The sequence below is a fragment of the Streptomyces sp. NPDC059009 genome (assembly GCF_042740175.1).
GTDB lineage: Bacteria > Actinomycetota > Actinomycetes > Streptomycetales > Streptomycetaceae > Streptomyces.
The window spans coordinates 18,428-39,982 of sequence record NZ_JBHYJB010000029.1; the positions used below are offsets into that span (position 1 = coordinate 18,428).

22 protein-coding genes and 1 tRNA gene are annotated in these 21,555 nt (G+C 71.2%); 13 read left to right on the plus strand and 10 right to left on the minus strand.

Annotation, left to right across the window (positions count from 1 at the left end; translation table 11 throughout):
* Nucleotides 1-51 precede the first annotated feature (51 nt).
* Nucleotides 52-125 (plus strand) — tRNA-Met (locus ACFWYM_RS26790).
* Nucleotides 126-190: 65 nt separating this feature from the next.
* On the opposite strand, the gene ACFWYM_RS26795 is transcribed toward ACFWYM_RS26790, so the two are convergent.
* From ACFWYM_RS26795 to ACFWYM_RS26810, 4 genes are all read right to left on the minus strand, one after another.
* Nucleotides 191-1,342, minus strand: a complete 1,152-nt coding sequence (locus tag ACFWYM_RS26795) for an ABC transporter substrate-binding protein (RefSeq protein ID WP_384842338.1) — start codon at nt 1,340-1,342, stop codon at nt 191-193.
* A 27-nt stretch (nt 1,343-1,369) separates the two neighbouring features.
* Nucleotides 1,370-2,236 (minus strand): ABC transporter permease, encoded by an 867-nt coding sequence (locus ACFWYM_RS26800; protein WP_384842341.1) that lies wholly within the window; start codon nt 2,234-2,236, stop codon nt 1,370-1,372.
* Nucleotides 2,233-3,021, minus strand: coding sequence for an ABC transporter ATP-binding protein (locus ACFWYM_RS26805; RefSeq protein ID WP_384842344.1), 789 nt, complete (start codon nt 3,019-3,021; stop codon nt 2,233-2,235). The genes ACFWYM_RS26800 and ACFWYM_RS26805 overlap by 4 nt, the downstream gene beginning before the upstream one ends.
* Nucleotides 3,022-3,250: 229 nt before the next feature.
* Nucleotides 3,251-3,667 carry a Fur family transcriptional regulator gene (locus tag ACFWYM_RS26810; protein WP_384842347.1) on the minus strand — a complete coding sequence of 139 codons (417 nt, stop codon included), beginning with the start codon at nt 3,665-3,667 and terminating at the stop codon, nt 3,251-3,253.
* Nucleotides 3,668-3,811: 144 nt separating this feature from the next.
* Here ACFWYM_RS26810 and ACFWYM_RS26815 point away from each other — a divergent pair, with 144 nt between their 5' ends.
* Complete coding sequence (locus ACFWYM_RS26815) at nt 3,812-5,269, plus strand: catalase (protein ID WP_384842350.1); 1,458 nt, start codon at nt 3,812-3,814, stop codon at nt 5,267-5,269.
* 64 nt (nt 5,270-5,333) lie between these two features.
* On the opposite strand, the gene ACFWYM_RS26820 is transcribed toward ACFWYM_RS26815, so the two are convergent.
* Nucleotides 5,334-5,738 carry a cyclic nucleotide-binding/CBS domain-containing protein gene (locus tag ACFWYM_RS26820; RefSeq protein ID WP_384842353.1) on the minus strand — a complete coding sequence of 135 codons (405 nt, stop codon included), beginning with the start codon at nt 5,736-5,738 and terminating at the stop codon, nt 5,334-5,336.
* A 226-nt stretch (nt 5,739-5,964) separates the two neighbouring features.
* Complete coding sequence (gene hisN, locus ACFWYM_RS26825) at nt 5,965-6,765, minus strand: histidinol-phosphatase (protein ID WP_384842356.1); 801 nt, start codon at nt 6,763-6,765, stop codon at nt 5,965-5,967.
* A gap of 176 nt (nt 6,766-6,941) precedes the next feature.
* On the opposite strand from hisN, the gene ACFWYM_RS26830 reads away from it, so the two are divergent.
* Complete coding sequence (locus tag ACFWYM_RS26830) at nt 6,942-7,544, plus strand: TetR/AcrR family transcriptional regulator (RefSeq protein ID WP_384842359.1); 603 nt, start codon at nt 6,942-6,944, stop codon at nt 7,542-7,544.
* Nucleotides 7,545-7,560: 16 nt separating this feature from the next.
* Here the strand turns inward: ACFWYM_RS26830 and ACFWYM_RS26835 are convergent, their stop codons facing one another.
* The 4 genes from ACFWYM_RS26835 to ACFWYM_RS26850 form a co-directional block, all read right to left on the minus strand.
* Nucleotides 7,561-7,884, minus strand: a complete 324-nt coding sequence (locus ACFWYM_RS26835) for a DMT family transporter (RefSeq protein WP_384842362.1) — start codon at nt 7,882-7,884, stop codon at nt 7,561-7,563.
* A gap of 118 nt (nt 7,885-8,002) precedes the next feature.
* A complete protein-coding gene (gene rsgA / locus ACFWYM_RS26840) occupies nt 8,003-9,013 on the minus strand; it encodes a ribosome small subunit-dependent GTPase A (protein ID WP_384842365.1) in 1,011 nt (336 codons plus the stop codon).
* A gap of 18 nt (nt 9,014-9,031) precedes the next feature.
* Nucleotides 9,032-10,372, minus strand: a complete 1,341-nt coding sequence (gene aroA, locus ACFWYM_RS26845) for a 3-phosphoshikimate 1-carboxyvinyltransferase (RefSeq protein WP_384842368.1) — start codon at nt 10,370-10,372, stop codon at nt 9,032-9,034.
* Between the two features lie 121 nt (nt 10,373-10,493).
* A complete protein-coding gene (locus tag ACFWYM_RS26850; protein WP_384842370.1) occupies nt 10,494-11,216 on the minus strand; it encodes a M50 family metallopeptidase in 723 nt (240 codons plus the stop codon).
* Between the two features lie 51 nt (nt 11,217-11,267).
* Here ACFWYM_RS26850 and ACFWYM_RS26855 point away from each other — a divergent pair, with 51 nt between their 5' ends.
* The 10 genes from ACFWYM_RS26855 to ACFWYM_RS26900 all read left to right on the plus strand — a co-directional run bounded on the left by ACFWYM_RS26855 (nt 11,268) and on the right by ACFWYM_RS26900 (nt 21,529).
* The gene (locus ACFWYM_RS26855) at nt 11,268-12,083 is read left to right on the plus strand and encodes an SOS response-associated peptidase (RefSeq protein ID WP_384842373.1); all 816 of its coding nucleotides are present in this window, start codon (nt 11,268-11,270) and stop codon (nt 12,081-12,083) included.
* Nucleotides 12,084-12,091: 8 nt separating this feature from the next.
* Complete coding sequence (locus tag ACFWYM_RS26860; RefSeq protein ID WP_384842376.1) at nt 12,092-12,760, plus strand: alpha/beta family hydrolase; 669 nt, start codon at nt 12,092-12,094, stop codon at nt 12,758-12,760.
* Between the two features lie 220 nt (nt 12,761-12,980).
* Nucleotides 12,981-13,646, plus strand: a complete 666-nt coding sequence (sigR, locus tag ACFWYM_RS26865; RefSeq protein WP_384842379.1) for an RNA polymerase sigma factor SigR — start codon at nt 12,981-12,983, stop codon at nt 13,644-13,646.
* A complete protein-coding gene (gene rsrA / locus ACFWYM_RS26870; RefSeq protein WP_384842383.1) occupies nt 13,643-13,936 on the plus strand; it encodes a mycothiol system anti-sigma-R factor in 294 nt (97 codons plus the stop codon). The genes sigR and rsrA overlap by 4 nt, the downstream gene beginning before the upstream one ends.
* A gap of 177 nt (nt 13,937-14,113) precedes the next feature.
* Complete coding sequence (locus ACFWYM_RS26875) at nt 14,114-15,514, plus strand: HD-GYP domain-containing protein (protein WP_384842386.1); 1,401 nt, start codon at nt 14,114-14,116, stop codon at nt 15,512-15,514.
* 11 nt (nt 15,515-15,525) lie between these two features.
* Nucleotides 15,526-16,842: an HD-GYP domain-containing protein gene (locus tag ACFWYM_RS26880; RefSeq protein WP_384842389.1), complete on the plus strand. Its 1,317-nt coding sequence runs from the start codon at nt 15,526-15,528 to the stop codon at nt 16,840-16,842.
* 156 nt (nt 16,843-16,998) lie between these two features.
* A complete protein-coding gene (locus ACFWYM_RS26885; RefSeq protein ID WP_384842392.1) occupies nt 16,999-17,979 on the plus strand; it encodes a tetratricopeptide repeat protein in 981 nt (326 codons plus the stop codon).
* Nucleotides 17,980-18,089: 110 nt separating this feature from the next.
* Nucleotides 18,090-18,740, plus strand: a complete 651-nt coding sequence (gene def, locus ACFWYM_RS26890) for a peptide deformylase (protein ID WP_384842394.1) — start codon at nt 18,090-18,092, stop codon at nt 18,738-18,740.
* 312 nt (nt 18,741-19,052) lie between these two features.
* Entirely contained in the window at nt 19,053-20,159 is a 1,107-nt protein-coding gene (locus ACFWYM_RS26895; RefSeq protein WP_384842397.1) for a multidrug MFS transporter, read from the plus strand.
* The gene (locus ACFWYM_RS26900; protein WP_384842400.1) at nt 20,156-21,529 is read left to right on the plus strand and encodes a cytochrome P450; all 1,374 of its coding nucleotides are present in this window, start codon (nt 20,156-20,158) and stop codon (nt 21,527-21,529) included. Before ACFWYM_RS26895 ends, ACFWYM_RS26900 begins: the two co-directional genes overlap by 4 nt.
* Nucleotides 21,530-21,555 lie beyond the last annotated feature (26 nt).

Here is a 21,555-nt window from a genome sequence, read left to right on the forward strand (position 1 = left end):
CTACCTCGATTTGCGCTGGTCGTGGGCCTGGCGTACTGTTGGGTTCACCGACGCGGGGTGGAGCAGCTCGGTAGCTCGCTGGGCTCATAACCCAGAGGTCGCAGGTTCAAATCCTGTCCCCGCTACTGAAGGCCAAGGGCCGGAAGCGTTCAACGCTTCCGGCCCTTGGTGTGTGTCCGGGCAGTTGCCGCTATTTGTGGCCCACCGCCTCCTCGTACAGCGCGCGGTTCACCGCCTTCTCCTCGGGGACCTTGTCGCCCTTGGAGACGCCCGCCGCCGCGTACGCGTCCTGGAGGCGGTCCGTCGTGCCGGAGCGGATCTCCCAGTCCATGCGGAGGGACGGGGTGGACTTGAGGACCGACTCGTCGGTCTTGAGGAGCTTCGCGAGGTCGGTGACGAATTCCGGGTCCTTCTTGTAGTCGCCGCGGAAGTACGTGTTCACCGTCCGGATGTACGCGCGGAGCAGGGCCACCCCCGCGTCCGGGTCCTCCTTGAGGAGGGTCGGGCCGAAGAGGAGGCCGCCCAGGGGCTCGCCCTGGGGCTGGCCGCCGAGGAAGGCGAAGCGCTGGTCGCCGTCGACCTTGCGCCAGACCGGGTCGAGGAGCCAGGCCGAGTCGACGCCGCCGTTCTGCAGGGCGGTGAGGACGTCGGCGGAGCCGAGCTGCTGGAACTGGATCTTGTCGAGGCCGCCGCCGTGCTTCTTGAGGGCCTTGTTCATGGGGTACGAGATGACGGAGCCCTTGCCGATCATCGTGCCGAGCCTGCGGCCCGCCATGGGGACGTGGGTCGCGCTCTCGTTGTCCTTGAGGCGCACCCACAGGCCGCTCTTGGACTTCGGGTCGGGGGAGAAGTTGCCGGCCGTCCACTTGATGTCGAAGCCGCCGTTGATGCCGTTCATCACGGCCGCCTCGGGGGCGGCCCACTGGGCGGCGATGTCGCCCTTGGCGAGGAGCGGGAGGGCCTCGGGGGTGGGGAGCACCTTCAGATGGACGTTCAGGCCCTCCTTCTTGAACTCGCCCTTTTCCACCGCCATTTGGAGGGGTGCGACGTACTCGGCGCTCAGGGTGCCGGTCGCGATCGTGAGGCTGCGCTCTTTCTTGAGGGGCTGGGGGGCGGGGGCGTCCGCGTCGCAGCGGGCGGGGGTGCGGTCCGGGGCCAGGTCGGCGGGGTCGGTCCAGCTGCCCTTGCCGCAGCCGGAGACCGTCTTGATGGTGCGGGGCTTCGCGGGCGCCGAGGTGTCGGGGGCGTCGTCCTCCTTGGCACAGCCCGCCGTGGCGAGCAGGGCGCCCGCCAGGAGCAGGGTGAGAGGGAGCGTCGGCGTGCGGGTGCTGCTGCGGTGCATGGCGGTGCCTCCGTACGTACGTGGTGGTCAGGGCTGGCCGCGGCCGCGGTCCCGGGGGGCCCAGGGGGTGAGCAACCGGCCCGCCAGGCGCACCAGTTCGGAGAAGACGACGCCGAGGACCGCGACGCAGACGATGCCGACGAACATCACGTCGTTCTGGAAGAGGGCCCGGGAGTCGAAGATGAGGTGGCCGAGGCCGTCCGACGCGGCGATCTGCTCGGACGCGACGATCACCAGGACCGCGACCCCGGCGGCGATCCGCGCGCCCACGAGGACGGCGGGCAGCGAGGCCGGGAGGAGGACGTGGCGGAACATCTGCCACGGTGAGGCGCCGAAGACCTGGCCCGCGTCCCGGTGGCCCGAAGGCACCGCGAGGACCGCCGCCATCGTCGAGATCCAGACGAAGAAGAAGACCGTGGCCGCGACCAGCGCGATCTGGGGGCCCTCGCCGAGGCCGAACATGTTGAGGAAGACCGGCAGCAGCGCCAGCTTCGGGACGACGTAGAGCGCGTCGAGGGTGGGCTCGAGTGCCGCGCGTACGACGGAGAGCGAGCCCATCAGCAGGCCGAGGACATAGCCGGTCACCGTGCCGATCGCGTACCCCGCGAGCACGCGCTTGAGCGTGGCCCAGACGTCGGGCCACAGGTCGCCGTCGGCGGCGCGCTCCCAGCCGTCCTCCAGGATCGTCTGCGGGGCCGGGTAGACGCGGTCGTCGATCCAGCCGCTCACGGCGGCCAGTTGCCACAGGAGGACGAGGGCGAGGGGGGCGGCCACGGCGAGGGACAGTTCGAGGGCGCGGCGCCTGCGGTGGGTGCGGGCGGGGTGCAGTTCTTGGGGGCCGGGCCGCCGCACCAGTACGTCTTGTGGGGCCGACTTGTTCGTGAGGGTGCTCATGCTGCCGCCCGGGGTGACGTCCTGGGGTCGACCTCGCCGCGCAGGAGGTCCCACAACTCGCCCTTGAGCGCGGTGAATTCGGGGGTGGTGCGGATGTCGCCGGTGCGAGGGCGGGGGAAGGGCGGGCGGTGTTCGGCGATGATGCGGCCGGGGCGGGCCGACATCACCAGGACGCGGTCGCCGAGCACGATCGCCTCTTCGAGGCTGTGGGTGATGAAGAGGGTGGTGGTGGAGGTGGTCTGGGTGAGGGCGAGGAGTTCGTCCTGGAGGATCGTGCGGAGCTGGGCGTCGAGCGCGGCGAACGGCTCGTCCATGAGGAGGATCTCCGGCTCCACCGCCAACGCCCTTGCTATCGCCACGCGTTGACGCATGCCGCCGGAGAGGGCGGCGGGGTAGGCGTCGGCGAAGTCGGCGAGGCCCATGCGGGAGAGCCAGTCGCGGGCGCGGGTGGTGGCCTCTTTGCGCGGGACCTTCTGGATGTCCAGGCCGAAGCGGACGTTGGCGAGGACCGTTTTCCAGTCGTAGATGCCGTAGTCCTGGAAGATCATCGCGGCGGGGCGGGGGGATGCCGTACGGATGGTGAGCTCGCCCCTGCTGGGGCGGAGGAGGCCCGCGGCGATGCGGAGGAGGGTGCTCTTGCCGCAGCCGGAGGGGCCGACTATGCACGTGAACTCGCCCGGGGCGACTTTCAGGTCCAGGGGGCCGAGGGCGGCTACTTGCTTGGTGCCTCGGCCGAAGGTTCGGGTGAGGTCGTGGGCTTCTAGCTTCGGGTGCGGATCTCCCACGGTTTCTCCTTGCGGAGGGCAGGCGGATGTTGGGCGCCGTCGACGATATGACGGTCCGTCAGATTGGGGAAGGGGTTTGTTTTGGCTGAGATTGGCTGCTTGGCTGCGGGCCGGTGGGTGGTTTGTGCCCACCCGTCCCGCCGTGCGGGACGCCTGCCCACAAACGGCACAAACTCAAGGGCCCTGGCACCTTGCGGTGCCAGGGCCCTTGGAGTCTCGGGAGGGGGTGCTACGCGCTCGCGCAGTCCGGGCAGATGCCCTTGTACGTGACCTCCACGCCCTCCACCGTGAAGCCGAAGCGCTCCGAGGAGGGGAGGCTCGTCAGGGGGTTGCCGGTGGGGTGGACGTCGCGGATGGCGCCGCAGCGGGCGCAGACCAGGTGGTGGTGGGGCCGGTGTGCGTTCGGGTCGTAGCGCTTGGCGCGGCGGTCCGTGGAGACCTCCAGGACCTCGCCGAGCGTCACCAGCTCGCCCAGGGTGTTGTAGACCGTCGCCCGCGAGATCTCGGGGAGGCGGTCCGCGGCGCGGGCGTGCACCTCGTCGGCGGTGAGGTGCACGTGGTCGCCGTCGAGGACCTCGGCCACGACGCGCCGCTGCGCGGTCATGCGCCAGCCTCGTCCGCGCAGTCGTTCCAACAGGTCACTCATAAAGACCAGCCTAACAGGCAAGGGACCTAAGTCCCGACAGTGTGTGGCTTTGGATGCTTACTTGACTTAGACAATGTCCAGTGTAGGGTCGGCAACGGCATACGCCAAGGGACAGGACCGAGCAAGAACACGCAGGAGGCGCACGTGACGACGGAGCAGGGACCGCTCACCACGGAGGCCGGAGCCCCGGTCGCGGACAACCAGAACAGCGAGACCGCGGGCGTCGGCGGACCCGTGCTCGTCCAGGACCAGCTGCTGCTCGAGAAGCTCGCGCACTTCAACCGCGAGCGCATTCCGGAGCGCATCGTGCACGCGCGGGGTGCGGGCGCCTACGGCACCTTCACCGTGACCGCCGACGTCACCAAGTACACCCGGGCCAAGTTCCTCTCCGAGGTGGGGAAGAAGACCGAGACCTTTCTGCGGTTCTCCACCGTGGCCGGCAACCTCGGTGCGGCCGACGCCGTGCGTGACCCCCGTGGCTTCGCGCTGAAGTTCTACACGGAGGAGGGGAACTACGACCTCGTCGGGAACAACACCCCCGTCTTCTTCATCAAGGACGCCATCAAGTTCCCGGACTTCATCCACACGCAGAAGCGCGACCCGTACACGGGCAGCCAGGAGGCCGACAACGTCTGGGACTTCTGGGGGCTCTCCCCGGAGACCACCCACCAGGTGACGTGGCTCTTCGGCGACCGCGGCATCCCGGCCTCGTACCGGCACATGAACGGCTACGGCTCGCACACCTTCCAGTGGAACAACGAGGCGGGCGAGGTCTTCTGGGTCAAGTACCACTTCAAGACCGACCAGGGGATCAAGAACCTCACCGCCGGTGAGGCCGAGGTGCTGGCCGGCAAGGACCCCGACTCGCACCAGCGTGACCTGCGCGAGGCCATCGAGCGCGGGGAGTTCCCGAGCTGGACCGTGCAGGTGCAGATCATGCCCGCGGCCGACGCGGCGAACTACCGCTTCAACCCGTTCGACCTCACCAAGGTGTGGCCGCACGAGGACTACCCGCCGATCGAGATCGGCAAGCTGGAGCTCAACCGCAACCCGGAGAACATCTTCGCCGAGGTCGAGCAGTCCATCTTCAGCCCCGCCCACCTCGTGCCGGGCATCGGTCCGTCGCCCGACAAGATGCTCCAGGGGCGGCTGTTCGCCTACGGGGACGCGCACCGCTACCGCGTCGGCATCAACGCCGACCACCTGCCGGTGAACCGCCCGCACGCCACCGAGGCGCGGACGAACTCGCGGGACGGCTATCTGTACGACGGCCGCCACAAGGGCGCGAAGAACTACGAGCCCAACTCCTTCGGCGGTCCGTTCCAGACGGACAAGCCGCTCTGGGTGACCTCCGCGGTGACCGGCGGCACGGGCAACCACGCCGCTCCCTCGCACGCCGAGGACAGCGACTTCGTGCAGGCGGGCGACCTCTACCGGCTGATGTCGGAGGACGAGAAGGCGCGTCTGATCGAGAACCTCGCGGGCAACATCGCGGGCGTCTCGCGCGACGACATCGCCGAGCGCGCGATCAACAACTTCCGCCAGGCGGACGGTGACTTCGGCAAGCGGCTGGAGGCCGCGGTCCAGGCCCTGCGTGGCTGAGGCCGGTTGCCGTAGGTAGGCGGCGGGCCGGATCCCTTCGGGGGTCCGGCCCGTTCGCCGTTTCTCAGCCGCCCGCGAGGGTCGGGGCGGGATGCCGGGCCGGGGCCCAGCAGCGGATGATGTCGCGCACCGAGACGATGCCGACGGGTCCTTGGTGATCCTGGACGATGAGGTGCCGGAAGCCGCCGTGCGTCATGGCGTCCGCCGCCTCCTCCAGGGTCCAGGCGGGGGCGGCGAACACGACGTCGGTCGTGGTGTGCGTGCCCGCGGTCTCGTGGTCCGGATTCTGGCCGAGGCCGAGGGAGTTGAGGATGTCGCGCTCGGTCAGGATGCCGATGCCGCAGGTGTCGGGGTCGAGGACGACGGCCGCGCCGACGCGGCGCGCCGACATCAGCCGGGCCGCTTGGCGGAGGGTGTGGGCGGGACCGATGGTGAGGACCATGGTGCTCATGGCGTCGCGGACGAGCATGGGCTGAAGCCACCTCCTAGGAGAACCCCGTCTCCTTGGCCATCCGTTGACCTCTGGAATACCTGGAGAAAGGATTCACAAGTTCACAAGTGGGGGGACTTTCAGAGTGACAGCCCTCCGGGACGTCAACAAGAGGGATCGCGGGGCCACTTGAGGGGCGTGCGTTCTTCGTACGTACGCCTTGGCAGCCGTACGTACGTCTCAGGGGAGTCGGTCAACCGGCCGGTCAGTAGCGCTGGTTGAGGTAGCCGAGCAGCTCGTCGTGGAGCAGGCCGTTCGACGCCGCCGCGTTGCCGCTGTGCGGGCCCGGGGTGCCGTCGAGGCCGGTGAAGGTGCCGCCCGCCTCGGTCACGACGATGGCGTTGGCCGCCATGTCCCAGAGGGAGAGCTCGGGTTCGGCCGCGAGGTCGACCGAGCCCTCGGCGACCATCATGTACGGCCAGAAGTCGCCGTAGCCGCGGGTGCGCCAGACCGCGCGCTGGAGGTCCATGAAGCCGTCGAGGCGGCCCTGTTCCTCCCAGCCCGTGAGGGAGGAGTAGGCGAACGACGCGTCCTGGAGCCGGGAGACCTGGGAGACGCGCAGCCGCGTCGCCGACGACAGGCTGCGCCCGGTGTAGGCGCCGCCGCCCTTCGCCGCCCACCAGCGCCGCCCGAGCGCCGGGGCCGACACCACGCCGACCACCGGCTGATAGCCGCCCTCGCCCGCCTCCATCAGGGAGATGAGGGTCGCCCAGACGGGCACGCCGCGGACGTAGTTCTTCGTGCCGTCGATCGGGTCGATCACCCAGCGGCGCGGGCCCGTGCCCTCGATGCCGTACTCCTCGCCGAGGATCGCGTCGCGCGGCCGGGCGCGCTGCAGGTTGCCGCGGATCAGCTCCTCGGCCGCCTTGTCGGCCTCGCTGACCGGCGTCATGTCCGGCTTGGTCTCGACCTTCAGGTCGAGTGCCTTGAACCGGTCCATCGTCGCGGCGTCGGCGGCGTCCGCGAGGACGTGGGCGAGACGCAGATCATCGTGGTAGTCGGGCATGAGTGAACAGTATCGATCCCGATCTGGCCGAGCCACAGCGCGTCCGTGACCGTAGGCGGAGCAGGGCCTTCAGGGCTATTGACACTGCCGCCGGGCCCGTCAACTCTGGCCCCAGAGCCGGGGCCGCTCCCTGATGCACACCACAACTCCAGACAGGTCCCCGGCCCGGGGAGGCCATGATGCCCGCAGCGCGGGATTCCTTACTGGACGCGGCCTATACCGCTCTGGCCCGCAGGCCATGGGCAGGCGTCCGCATGGTCGATGTCGCTGCCGTCGCCGGGGTCTCCCGGCAGACGCTCTACAACGAGTTCGGCAGCAAGGACGGGCTCGCGCGCGCCCTGCTGCGCCGCGAGACCGACAGCTATCTCAGCGGTGTCGAGCGCGCCCTGGCCGAGGCCCGCGACCCGGTGGACCGGCTGGCCGCCGTCGGCGCCTGGACCATCGGCGCGGCGCGCGGCAACGCCCTGGTGCGGGCGGTCCTCACCGGCTGCTGGAGCGAGAGCCTGCCCCCGCCCAGCCGCACCACCGCCTCCACCTCCCCGGTCCCCGCACAGCGCCGGGCCGACGCGGGGGTGCCCTCGCCCGGCGAGCTGCTCGCCCTGGTGCGGGACCGGGTGGTGGTGGCCATCGGGGCGCCGGGGGAGCGGGCCGAGGAGATGACGCGGGCCTGCGAGAGCGCGGTCCGGCTCGCCCTGTCGTACGTCGTCGCGCCCGCGGCGAAGGGTGAGGACCCCGCGGAGCTGGTCCGGGGGCTCGTCGGGAGATGGCCGACCGGGTAGGCGGTGGGACCAGGTGTCAGTGGGCCGAGCCGGAGAGCTGCAGGCCGATGACGCCGAGGATGACGAACGAGATCGAGACGATCTTGAGCGTGGACACCAGGTCGCCCAGGAAGATCATGCCGTAGATCGCGGTGCCCGCCGCCCCGATGCCCGTCCACACCGCGTACGCGGGGCCGACGTCGAGCTTCTTCAGGGCCAGCGTCAGCAGGCCGAAGCTGCCGAGCGCGAAGGCGGCGAAGGCGATCGTGGGCCAGAGCCTGGTGAAGCCGTGGGAGAGCTTCAGACAGACCGCGAACCCGGTCTCGAGGATTCCGGCGACGATGACCAGCAGCCACGCCATGACTGTGCCTCCTGCATTGCTACGTCCGTGACCGCTTCGGGCTCGGTGCGATTATGCATTTACCGGGCCTTGGTTGACGCAAACAACGCGAAGGTCAGTCGCCGTAACGCCGCGAAGGTCAGTCGCCGTCGCGGCGCTCCCGGGTGGCGAGCAGCCGGCGCAGCGAGTAGAGGCGCGCCGGGTCCGCGTGGCCCTCGGCGACCCAGGCGTCCAGGGCGCAGTCCGGCTCGTCGTGGCTGCAGGCGCGCGGGCAGTTCGCCGTGCCCGGCTCCAGGTCGGGGAAGGCGTGGATGACGCGGGACGGGTCCACGTGGTGCAGGCCGAAGGAGCGCACGCCCGGGGTGTCGATCACCCAGCCGCCGTCGTCCGGGAGCGGCAGCGCCAGGGCCGATGTGGTGGTGTGGCGGCCGCGGCCGGTCACCGCGTTCACATGCCCGGTCGTGCGCCGGCGGTCCTCCGGGACCAGGGCGTTCACCAGCGTCGTCTTGCCGACTCCGGAGTGCCCGACGAAGGCCGTGACCTTGCCGTGCAGCTGCTCGCGGACCCGGTCCGCCGCGTCCCCGTTCGCCAGCTCCTCGCGGTTCGTCACGACGTACGGGATGTCCAGGTCCCCGTAGAGCGCGAGGAGTTCGTCCGGTGGGGCGAGGTCCGACTTGGTGAGGACCAGGAGCGGGGAGAGGCCGCCGTCGTACGCCGCGACCAGGCAGCGGTCGATCATGCGGGGGCGCGGCTCGGGGTCGGCGAGCGCCGTGACGACGGCGAGCTGGTCGGCGTTGGCGACGACGACCCGCTCGTAGGGGTCGTCGTCGTCCGCCGTGCGCCGGAGCACCGAGGTGCGGCCCTCGATGCGGACGATGCGGGCGAGGGTGTCCTTCTTGCCGGACAGGTCGCCGACGACGGCCACCCGGTCGCCGACCACGGCCGCCTTCCGGCCGAGCTCGCGGGCCTTCATGGCGGTCACGGGCCGGCCGTCGATGAGGACGGTGAGGCGGCCCCGGTCGACGGTGAGGACCATGCCCTCGGCCGCGTCCTCGTGCTTGGGGCGGATGTTCGTCCGCGGCCGGTTGCCCTTGCGGTTGGGGCGGACGCGGATGTCGTCCTCGTCGGGGTTCTTGCCGTAGCGGCGCATGGCTGTTCAGTCCGCCCGTCAGTTCCCGAGCATTCCGGTCCACAGGTCGGGGAAGTCGGGGAGGGTCTTGGCCGTCGTCGCCACGTTCTCGATCTGTACGCCCTCCACGGCGAGGCCGATGACGGCGCCCGCGGTGGCCATGCGGTGGTCGTCGTACGTGTGGAAGATCCCGCCGTGCAGGCGGCGCGGGCGGATGTGCAGGCCGTCGGCGGTCTCGGTGACGTCGCCGCCCAGTTCGTTGATCTCCTTGGTGAGCGCGGCCAGGCGGTCCGTCTCGTGGAGGCGGAGGTGGGCGACGCCGCGCAGCGTGGAGGGGGAGTCGGCGAGGGCGGCGACCGCGGCGATGCCGGGGGTCAGCTCGCCGACCTCGCTGAGGTCGACGTCGATGCCGTGGATCGAGCCCGAGCCGGTGAACTCCAGGCCCTTCTCGGTCAGTTCGCAGGAACCGCCCATCTCGGTGAAGATCCGGCGCAGCGCGTCACCGGGCTGGGTGGTGCGCTCGGGCCAGTCCGGGATGGTGACCTGGCCGCCGGTGACCAGGGCCGCGGCCAGGAACGGCTGTGCGTTCGACAGGTCCGGCTCGATGACGATGTCCCGGCCGAGCAGGGCGCCCGGGGTGACCCGCCAGACGTTCGGCTCGCCGCCCGACTCCGGCTCGTCGACCTGGGCGCCGACGGCGCGGAGCATGTCGACGGTCATGCGGATGTGCGGCAGGGACGGCAGGGCGCCGCCCACGTGCCGTACCTCCACGCCCTGGTTGAAGCGCGGGCCCGAGAGCAGCAGGGCGCTCACGAACTGGGACGACGAGGAGGCGTCGATCTCGACCGGGCCGCCCTCCAGGGCGCCGCCCCCGTGCACGGTCAGCGGGAGCGCGCCGCGGCCGTCGTCGTCGATGCGGGCGCCGAGGGTGCGCAGGGCGTCGATCACGCCGTGCAGCGGGCGCTCGTACGAACGGGGGTCGCCGTCGAAGCGGATCGGGCCGTCGGCGAGCGTGGCGACGGGGGGCAGGAAGCGCATGACCGTGCCCGCGTTGCCCACGTCGACCGTGGCCGGGCCGCCGAGGCCCGAGGGGATGATGCGCCAGGACTCACCGGTCCCGTCCGGGCCGCCCGCGACGGACGAGCTGGACGTGACCGTCTCCTCGATGCCGACGCCCATCGCGCGCAGCGCCCCCGCCATCAGCAGGGTGTCGCGGGAGCGCAGCGGGCGGCGCAGCCAGCCGGGCTCGGCGGCGAGCGCGGCGAGCACCAGGGCGCGGTTGGTGACCGACTTGGATCCGGGCACGTGGACCGTCGCGGCGACGGCTCCGCTCGCGTGCGGGGCTGGCCAGAGGGCGGTGTGCGCAGGATTCGCGGTCATGCCCTCACTTTAATGGCTGGCGGGGACCGCAGATCTTGATCGATCGGCCGCCCGCAGGAAGCTGCCGCGGGAAGCCGCCCGCAGGAAGCCGCCGCAGGAGACCGTCACCCCCGCCGCGTGCTCAGACGTCCAGCAGCCAGCGCCCGCCCGCGAGCAGACAGCAGAGCGAGACGGCGTGGAAGACGAACAGCCACAGCGCGGGCGCGATGCCGGTGAGCCGGGCCAGCTGGTCCGCGTCCGAGTCGCCCGCGCCGCCGCGCCTGCGCTTGGACTGCAGCTCGAACGCGGGGCGCACCCCGCCGAGGAGCAGGAACCACACCACCACGTACGCGAACACCGCCTGCACCTGGGAGCTGGTCAGCCACGACACCAGCAGGAAGGCGCCCCCGGTGAGGATCACGGTGAGCGCCCCGTACGCGTTGCGGATCATCACGAGCATCGCCACGAGCAGAGCCGTCGCGAGCCAGAGCAGCGCCGTGATGTGCCCGGCCGCGAGCAGGGCGGCGCCGCCGAGGCCGAGGAGCGGGGGCGCGGTGTAGCCGGAGGCGGCCGTCAGGATCATGCCGAGCCCGGTGGGCTTGCCGCGGCTGACGGTGAGGCCGCTGGTGTCCGAGTGCAGCCGGATGCCGCTGAGCCGGCGGCCGGTGAGCAGGGCCACCAGGCCGTGGCCGCCCTCGTGCGCGATGGTGATCGCGTTGCGGGCCAGGCGCCATATGGAGTGCTGCACGACGACGGCGAGGGCGGCGACGCCGCAGGCGATCACCAGCCACTGCTCGGGGGCGGCCTGGGTGCCGAAGACCCGGTCCCAGAGGCCGGTCAGGCTGGTGGATGCGGTGCTTTCCATACGTCGGACAGGGCTCCCTCTGGTCGTACGCGGCATGGCAGTCTGGCACGTATGTGTGGTCGGTATGCATCGAGTCGTAGGCCCGAGGATCTCGCAGGAATCTTTGAGATCGAGAAGTGGGAGCCACAGGAGACGCTGGCTCCGGACTTCAACGTGGCTCCGACCAAGGAGGTCTACGCGGTTCTCGACCGTCCGGTGAAAGACGCCGGATCGCCGAGGCCGGTTCGCCAGCTGCGCAAGCTCAAGTGGGGGCTCGTCCCGGCCTGGTCGAAGACGCCGGAGGGCGGGGCGCGCATGATCAACGCCCGCGCCGAGACCGTGCACGAGAAGCCCTCGTACCGCCGGGCCTTCGCCGCCCGCCGCTGCATCCTGCCCGCGGACGGCTATTACGAGTGGGTGACCGCGGTCGAGGAGCGCCAGCTGGAGGTCGAGGGCAAGAAGAAGCGCCCCCGCAAGCAGCCGTACTTCGTGACCCCGGCCGACGGCTCGGTCTTCGCGATGGCCGGGCTGTATGAGTTCTGGCGGGACCGGACGCTGCCCGACGAGCACCCGCTCGCGTGGTGGGTGACGTGCTCTGTGATCACGACGGAGGCGGAGACGGCGCCGCTGGGCGTCGCGCCCGAGGAGGGCCCGCGCTCGCTCGCCGACATCCACCCGCGCATGCCGCTGATGCTGACGCCGGACCGCTGGGACGCGTGGCTGGACCCGACGCGCACCGACGCGGAGGAGCTGCGCCCGCTCCTGGAGCCGCCGCCGACCGGCCTGATGCGGGCCTACCCGGTGTCGACGGCCGTCAGCAACGTACGGAACAACGGCCCCGAGCTGCTGACGGAGCTGGAGGGACCGGAGGAGGGCACGCTGTTCTGAGGGCACGCATGGGCCCTGCCTTCTGGCACCCTGCTCGGGTGACCAAGAGCGAGATCGTCGAGACCGACGCCGGTACGGCGCGGATCACCTGGTACCCCGCGAAGAAGGCCCGGGCCGTCCTCGCCGTCAGCCACGGCGCCGGCGGCGGCATCGAGGCCCGCGACCTGCAGGCCCTCGCCGCCGCCCTGCCCGCGCACGCCGTGACCGTCGCCCTCGTCGAGCAGCCGTGGCGGGTGGCGGGCAAGAAGGTGGCGCCCGCGCCGAAGACCCTCGACGTCGGCTGGCGCGGGATCTGGCCCGCCCTCGCGAAGCCGGGCCTCCCGGTGATCTCCGGGGGCCGCAGCGCCGGGGCCCGCGTCGCCTGCCGCACCGCCACCGAGCTCGGCGCCGCCGCCGTGCTCGCCCTCAGCTTCCCGCTGCACCCGCCGGGCAGGCCCGAGAAGTCGCGCGCCGACGAGCTGCTCGGCGCCGGAGTGCCGACCCTCGTGGTGCAGGGCGGCAACGACCCCTTCGGGAAGCCGGAGGAGTTCCCGGAGGACCCCTCGTACGAGATCGTCGAGATCCCGTACGGGGACCATGGCTTCGCGGTCCCCAAGCGCGCCGGCCTCGGGCAGGACGAGGCCCTTCAGCTCCTCGTCGACGGCGTCACGCGCTGGGCGGGAATGTTGAGCCTCTAACCACTGTTGTGGCGAACGGAAGCCACCAACAGCGTGCGAGAAGGGGTCCCGCCACATGGGTTCGACCATCTGCCCGAACCGCTCCACCGCCTCTGACCTGGAGTGGACCGTGCTGAGCGCGCCCAAGACCGCTCCTATTCGAGCGGCGCGGGCAGCGGGTCGTCGTCTATCCTCCGATTCGAGTGGGGTCGGCATCGATCCCGTCACGTCGTTGAAGGAGGTGGGTCCGGTCACAGGGACCGACGCAGGGACCGCACAGGGCCAGGCGGAGCAGCCGGAGGAGTCGGCCGCCGAGCGCAACGCGCGCTTCGAGCGGGACGCCCTCACCTTCCTCGACCAGATGTACTCGGCCGCCCTGCGCATGACGCGCAACCCGGCCGACGCCGAGGATCTGGTCCAGGAGACCTACGCCAAGGCGTACGCGTCGTTCCACCAGTTCCGCGAGGGCACCAACCTCAAGGCGTGGCTGTACCGCATCCTCACCAACACCTTCATCAACTCGTACCGCAAGAAGCAGCGGGAGCCCCAGCGCAGCGCCGCCGAGGAGATCGAGGACTGGCAGCTGGCGCGCGCCGAGTCGCACATGTCGACCGGTCTGCGCTCCGCCGAGTCCCAGGCCCTCGACCACCTGCCCGACTCGGACGTGAAGTCCGCGCTGCAGGCGATCCCCGAAGAGTTCCGCATCGCCGTCTATCTGGCCGACGTAGAGGGCTTTGCGTACAAGGAGATCGCGGACATTATGGGGACACCCATCGGTACGGTCATGTCCCGGCTCCACCGGGGCCGCCGCCAACTCCGCGGCATGCTCGAGGACTACGCGCGTGACCGCGGACTCGTCCCGGCCGGCGCCGGAGAGTCGAACGAAGCGAAAGGCTCGGGCTCATGAGCTGCGGAGAGCCGCACGAGACGGATTGCAGTGAAGTCCTGGACCATCTCTATGAGTTCCTGGACCACGAGATGCCGGACAGCGACTGCACCAAGTTCGAGACGCACTTCGAGGAGTGCTCGCCGTGCTTGGAGAAGTACGGACTCGAGCAGGCGGTGAAGAAGCTGGTCAAGCGCTGCTGCGGGCAGGACGACGTGCCCGTGGACCTGCGCGCCAAGGTCATGGGCCGCATCGACCTGATCCGCTCCGGCCAGGCGGTCCCCGACCAGGACCTGACCAAGGAAGCCTGAGCCGCGCCTGCTGAAGGTGTACCGCGTGCGGACACTCACCCCCGTACGCCTTCAGTAGCCAACTCGCCCCGCTTTTACGGCGGTTCATCACTCGAACGTGCTAATCCGGGGCAGTGACACGAGGCGCGCCCCACCCCCCGTTCTAGTCTCCGGACCTGGAACGGGGAGGAGAGCTCCATGCGGTCGGACGCGCCATGGGCCCGCGGCTACATCCTGTGCGTCGCCCTCGGCGCCGGGCTCTGTGCCGCGCCCGCCCTGACCCCGCGCACGCCCTGGCCCGCCGTCGCGCTGCTCGCCGCCCTCTACGCCGGGTGCGAGCAGCTCACCCGGTGCCGTCTGCTCGGCGCCCGGACCCGCGCCCCGCAGGGCATGGGCGCCTTCTTCCCGGTGCTGCTCGCCGGGGTGTTCCTGCTGCCGCCCGCCGCGGCCGCCCTCGTCGGTGTGCCCGGCGCGCTGCTCACCCGTGTGCAGCGGCGTCCGCGCGCGGTGCGGCGCGTCTGGCGGGCGGCCCAACTCGCCCTGGCCGCCTCGGTGTCGGCCCGCGTCTTCGGTGCGCTGGAGGGGCCCGCCGCGGTCCGTGTGCCCGACTTCCCGTACGTCCTCGTGCCCACGGGCGCCGCCGTGTTCGCCTTCTGCGCGGTGCTCGCCGCCCTGGACGGGGGTGTGCTCGTCCTGGCCGAGCGCGTGCCCGTGCGGGCCGCGTGGCGGGGGCACTTCCCGCGGCTGCTCGCGCCCGTCGCCGTGCACGGGCTCGCCGGGCTGACGATGGCGGTCCTGTGGAGCAGCCCGTACGGGCCGCCGGCCGCGCTCCTCGTACTGCTGCCGATGTACATCTCCTGCTGGGTGTTCGCCCAGTACCACCGCGAGCGCGCCGCCCACCAGGCCACCATCCGCGCCCTCGTGCAGGCCGTCGACCTCAAGGACCAGTACACGCGCGGACACAGCGAGCGGGTGGGGCGCGCCTCCGTGATGATCGCGCGCGAACTGGGCCTGGCCGAGGAGCGGGTGGAGGTCCTGCGGTTCGCGGGCATCCTGCACGACGTCGGCAAACTCGGCGTCCCCACACGGCTGTTGAGGAAGGACGGGCCGCTGACCCCCGAGGAGCGGCGCATCATCGAGCTGCACCCCGAGTACGGGCACGAGATGGTGCGCGGCATCGGCTTCCTCGACGAGGCGCGCGGGGCGATCCTGCACCACCACGAGCGGATCGACGGCAGCGGCTACCCGTACGGCCTGGTGGGGCGTCAGATCCCGGAGTCCGCCCGGGTGGTGGCCGTCGCGGACGCCTTCGACGCGATGACGTCCACGCGCTCCTACCGGCGGGCGCGGCCCGTGGCGGACGCGGTGACGGAGCTCCAGCGGTGCGCCGGGGCCCAGTTCGACGAGGAGATGGTGGCGGCCCTCACCCGCGCCCTCGACCGCTACGGCTGGCAGCCCTTCGAGGTCACCGTCACCACGGACGTGCCCCCGCCCCGCCCGACCGCGACCGGCACCGACGCCGTCCCCGAGACCGCGACCGACCCCGAGACCGAGACCGCGACCCAGACCGCCCCGGCCCCCGGACCGGTCGCCCGGTGACCCGGCCCCCGATGGCCGGCAAGCCGCTGCCGGGAAAGCCGCGCACGCACCCGCTCACCGCGGTCACACGCGCCGCGGCCGTGTCGCTCACCCTCTTCGCCCTCGCCCACACCCTCTGGCACGGCGTCGCCGAGCCCGGCACCGCCCTCGCCTTCGGCCTGTTCGTCGCCGTCGGCGAGCTCACCAGTGGGGTCTCCCCCGTGCACGCGGAGCCGAGAACGTGGGGGAGGGGCGGCGGCGCCGCGGACGAGCGGGAACCCGCGCCGCTGGGGGCCGCCGGGGCGCTCGCCTACGCGCTGCTCGGGGAGAGCGCGGGCCAGGCCACGCACCACGGCGTCCCGCAGGTCGTCGCCGTCGTCGTCGCGGCCGGGCTGCTGGGCGTCGTGCCGCATGTGGCGCTCGGCCGGGGGCCGGGACCGGACTATCTGGCGCGGCGCGTGCTGACCGTGGGCTTCGCCGCCGTCTGCTTCCAACCCCTGTACAACTCCGGGAAGTTGGGGGAGTGGGTGGGGCAGGGTCCGGCCTACGCGCTGGTGCTCGTCGCCCTCCTCGTGCTCACCGCGCTCTGCGACGCCGTGCTCGCCGCGGCCCTGGCGCACGCCCGCACCGGCTGGCCGTTCGGCCCGCTGCTCCGCGACGAGCTGCGGGCCCTGCCCGGGATCGGCTCGGCGGTGGGGGCGACCGGTGCCGTGATGGCGCTCGCGGTCGCCGTCGTGGGCCTGTGGGCGCTGCCCGTCTTCAGCCTGCCGCTGCTCCTCACCCAGCTGGCCTTCCGCCGGTACGACGCCGTGCGGACGACGTACCGGCAGACCATCACCTCGCTCGCCCGGGCCACCGAGATCGCCGGATACACCCCGCAGGGCCACGCCCGCCGGGTGGCCGCCCTCGCCCGTGCGGTCGGCCGCGACCTGGGGCTGTCCCGGGCCGACCTCACCGTCCTGGAGCACGCCGCCCTGATGCACGACATCGGCCAGCTCTCCCTGGTCGACCCGGTGCCGGAGGGGGCCACGGCGGCCCTGTCCGGCGCGGAGCAGCGGCGCATAGCTCTGCTGGGGGGTGCCGTGGTGCGGCAGACCGGGGTGGACGCGGAAGTTGCCGTCATCGTCGAGAGACAGGCGGATCCCTATCGCGACCAACCGCTCACCGCGCGTATCGTGCGGACGGCGAACGCTTACGACGAGATGGCCCGGGCAGCAGGTCCAGGAGGCCCGCTGAGCGCTCTGGAGCGGCTCCGGCTCGGTACCGGGCACGAGTACCAGCCGGAAGTGGTCGAGTCGCTGGCGAGAGTGCTCGTGAGGAGCGGGGGCGCCCCGCAGGGGCTCGGCTGAGGGCGGTGGTGGGAGACGGGCGGGCTCGACTTAGGTCCGTCTCTGTTGGGTAACCCACGGGTAATGAGCGGGCGTCCGACCGCACGTGGTTGGATGCGAAGAGGCCCAGTCACCGGTGCTGGGCGCGACCAACCGGTAAACCGGCAGGCGGGAATCGTGAGGATCTTCGGCAAGGGACGGCATCGGCCCTCCGCCTCCTGGCGGCAGGCCACCGACCGCGCGTTCACGCTGATCGGCGACGGGCGGTACGAGGACGCGGGCGCGCTCCTGACGCGCGCGGCGGACCTCGAACCCTGGCTGTCCGAGTCCTGGTTCAACCTGGCCCTGTTGCACAAGTTCCGGCACGACTGGGAGCAGGCACGGGCCGCGGGACTGCGCGCCGTGGCGCTGCTCGACCGCTCGGCCGGCGCCCCGGACTGGTGGAACGTGGGCATCGCCGCGACGGCTCTGCAGGACTGGCCGCTGGCCCGCCGTGCCTGGCAGGCGTACGGCCTGCGGGTGCCCGGGGGCGTCGCGGCCACCGGGGAGCCCGCGGGCATGGACCTGGGCAGCGCGGCCGTGCGGCTCTCGCCGGAGGGCGAGGCCGAGGTGGTGTGGGGCCGCAGGCTCGACCCGGCCCGCATCGAGGTCCTGTCCATCCCGCTGCCGTCCTCCGGGCGCCGCTGGGGCGAGGTCGTGCTGCACGACGGCGTCCCGCACGGCGAGCGCACCACGGCCGCCGGGCACTCGTACCCGGTCTTCGACGAGATCGAGCTGTGGGCGCCCTCGCCCGTGCCCACCTGGGTGGTCCTCCTCGAGGCCGCCACCGAGGAGGACCGGGACGCCCTGGAGAAGCTGGCCGCCGACGCGGGCTTCGCCGCCGAGGACTGGTCCTCGTCGGTGCGCCTGCTGTGCCGGATGTGCTCGGAGTCCCGGATGCCCAGCGACGAGGGCGACGGCGAGCACCTGGACCCGCACGACCACAGCGAGCCCGGCCACCCGGGTCCGCTCGGCCACCGCAGCCCGGGCGCCCTGTGGGTGCCGGAGCGGGAGTGCGGGATCGCGGCGCCGGCGGCGCTGGTGCGGGGGCTGCTCGACGGCTGGGTGGCGGACAGCCCGGACTCCCGTGACTGGCGGGACCTCGAAGAGGTCTGCTGAGACCTCGAAGCGGTCCGTCCGGGGCCGGGATCCCGGGAAGAGCAGGCGCGTGCGCCCCGTAGGCTGTAGCGGCAGTATCACTAGGGTTCCCAGGAAGGCGTACGGCGGACATGGCGCAGGACACTGAGCAGCAGGCTTCCGGCGGGGTGCTCCCCGTCGACGACGAGGGCTTCGTCATCGACACGGAGGACTGCGAGGAGCGCGAGACGGCCTACCGCGAGCGCGGCACGTCCCGGCCCATCACGGTCGTCGGCAACCCGGTCCTGCACAAGGAGTGCAAGGACGTCACGGCCTTCGACGACGAGCTCGCGCAGCTCGTCGACGACATGTTCGCGAGCCAGCGGACCGCGGAGGGCGTGGGCCTGGCCGCCAACCAGATCGGCGTCGACCTGAAGGTCTTCGTCTACGACTGCATGGACGACGAGGGCGTGCGCCACGTCGGCGTCGTGTGCAACCCGGTGCTGCAGGACCTGCCCGCCGAGCGCCGCAGCCTCGACGCGTCGAACGAGGGCTGCCTCTCGGTGCCCACCGCCTACGCCGAGCTGGCCCGCCCGGACTACGCGGAGCTCACCGGGCAGGACGAGAAGGGCAACCCGATCAAGGTGCGCGGCACCGGCTACTTCGCCCGCTGCCTGCAGCACGAGACGGACCACCTCTACGGCTACCTGTACATCGACCGCCTCTCCAAGCGGGAGCGCAAGGACGCGCTGAAGCAGATGGCCGAAGGCACCCCGCGCTACCCCGTGGTGTCCAACGACTGACGTACCCAACTCCTGGGAACGAAGCGCCTGTTGAGGCGCGTGTGCAGCACCGACGGCGCCTGGCCGGGACCCCCTCCCGACCAGGCGCCGTTCGCATGTGTGGTCGATGGCCGTACTGAGAACGCCATCGGATGATCCAAAATCAGTCACACATGGGGAGGTTCTCGGCACCTTGGGGTAGTGAATGGCGCAAATCTGTTCCCAGAACGGTCAGTTGTGATGCTGAATGGAAAGCGCGGGGATACGCAACGGCGCGCGCCCGGTACGGCGGGAGGGGCGCTCGCTCAACTGGCGGCTGAGAGGGGTTAGTTCGTGCCTGCTTTCTCACACAGCACTTCAAGGACACCGACAGCGGGACCCAGGGTGACAGTCCCACCGGCGCTCTCCCTTCCGGTGATCGAGTCCGCGTTTCCTCGCAATCTGCACCCGTATTGGCCAAAGCTTCAGGAGACCACACGGGTCTGGTTGCTGGAAAAGCGGCTCATGCCGGCCGACAAGGTCGCGCGGTACGCCGACAGCCTCTGCTACACGGACCTGGTGGCGGGCTACTACCTCGGCGCCCCGGACGACCTGCTCTCCGCGATCGCGGACTTCAGTGCCTGGTTCTTCGCCTGGGACGACCGGCACGACCGGGACGTCGTGCACCGCAGGAGCGAGGGCTGGCGGCGGCTCTGCCGCGATCTGCACGCGGCACTCGACGCGCCCCGGCGCCATCTGCACCACCGGGATCCCCTGGTCGCAGCCTTCGCCGACTGTGTGGTGCGCATGTGCTCCCGGCTTAGTCGGAAGTGGGACACCCGGTTCGTCCGGCACTTCCACGTGGTGATCGACGCGTACGACCACGAGTACGACAACCGCACGCGCCACACCGTCCCGACGGTCGCCGACTACGTGGAACTGAGGCGGCTCACCTTCGCGCACTGGATCTGGATCGACCTTCTTGAACCGACCGCGAGATTCGAACTCCCCACCGCGACAAGGAAACACCCCGCATATCGGCGGGCCGCACTCGCCACGCAGGATTTCTCCGCGTGGTACAACGACCTCTGCTCGCTCCCGAAGGAAATCGCGGGCGATGAGGTGCACAATCTCGGAATCAGTCTCATCCAGCACGAGGGCCTTTCTCTCGAAGGCGCGGTCGCCGAAGTCCATAGGCGCGTGAGTCGATGCGTCCGGGATTTCCTCCAGGCGGAACAGGAAGTATTCGCGCTCGCCCATGAATTCGCCGCCGACGGCTCGAAGCGTGGCCGGGAAATAGGCGAGGCCCTCATCGACTGCGTGACCAATATGCGGAACTGGTTCAGCTCCGTGTACTGGTTCCACCACGAGTCCGGCCGGTACCGCGTGGACAGCTGGGACGACCGGTCGACCCCCCCGTACATCGACGATCTCGCGAGCGACCTGGCAGGTGAGGAATGAGCGTCGAATCCCGTAGCCCCGTCACCACGACCCGCCCGATAGCCGAGCCGCCCCTGGTGGCCGGCGGCGCACCGCTGCTCGGCCACGCCTGGAACCTGGTGCGCGACCCGCTCGGCTTCCTCGCACAGCTGCGTGACCATGGGGATCTCGTCAGGATCAGGCTGGGGCCCAAGACGGCGTACGCGGTCACGGCGCCCGACCTGGCGGGGGCGCTGCTGAAGAGCCCGGAGTACATCGTCGGCGGACCCCTGTGGGACACCCTCGAAGTCCTCCTCGGCAAGGGCGTCGCCACCAGCAACGGACAGCTGCACCGGCGCCAGCGGCGCATGATGCAGCCCGCGTTCCGGCCCGAGCGGATCGCCGACTACGCGAAGGTGATGGAAGAGGAGGCGCGCGCGACGGCGGCGCGCTGGCTCCCCGGCGAGGCCGTCGACGTCAGCGCCGAGATGTTCCGCACGGCGGTGCGCATCGTGTCACGCTCGCTCCTGGAGGTCGACTCGATCGGCGAGAAGGCGGACCGGATCGCCGACTCGCTGCACACCGTCTTCGAGGGCCTCTACCGGCGGATGGTGCTGTCCGTCGGGCCGCTCTACAAGGTCCCGACCCCGGCCAACCGCCGCTTCGAGCGGGCCCTCGCCGATCTGCACGCGCTGGTCGACGAGATCGTCGCGGAGCGCCGGGGCAGCGCCGCGGCCGCCACGGAGAAGGACGACCTGCTGGCCGGGCTGCTCACCGCCCGGGACGAGACGGGCGCCCCGCTCACCGACGCGGAGATCCACGACCACGTGGTCTCCCTGGTGGTGGCGGGCGCGGAGAATGTGGCCTCGACCCTGGCGTGGACCTTCCACCTGCTCACCCGGCACCCGGAACAGGAAAGGCGTTTGGTTGAAGAGGTAAAGGACGTCGCGGGGGACCGGCCGATCACATTCGGCGATCTCGGTCGGCTGCCGCATACGCGCAATGTGGTGACCGAAGCGATGCGTATACGGCCCGCCGCCTGGATATTCACCCGGCGCTCCGTGGCCGAAACCGAGCTGGGTGGCTATCGCATTCCAGCCAACGCCGACATCGTCTACAGCGTGTATGCGATGCAGCGCGACCCGCGTTCCTTCGAACGGCACTTGGAGTTCGACCCGGATCGCTGGACACCGGAACGTGCCGGAGACGTACCGGAGTTCGCGATGATGCCGTTCAGCGTCGGCAACCGAAAGTGCCCCGGGGACCACTTCAGCCTGGCGGAACTCACCATCATTCTGGGCACGGTGGTGCCACTCTGGCGGCTGACGCGCGTAGCGGAAACGGACAGCGACACGAAGGTGGGGATCACCCTGCACCCCAAGCGCCTCGTGCTGCGCGCCGATCCGCGCTGAGTCCCGGGCACGCGGAAGGGGCGCCC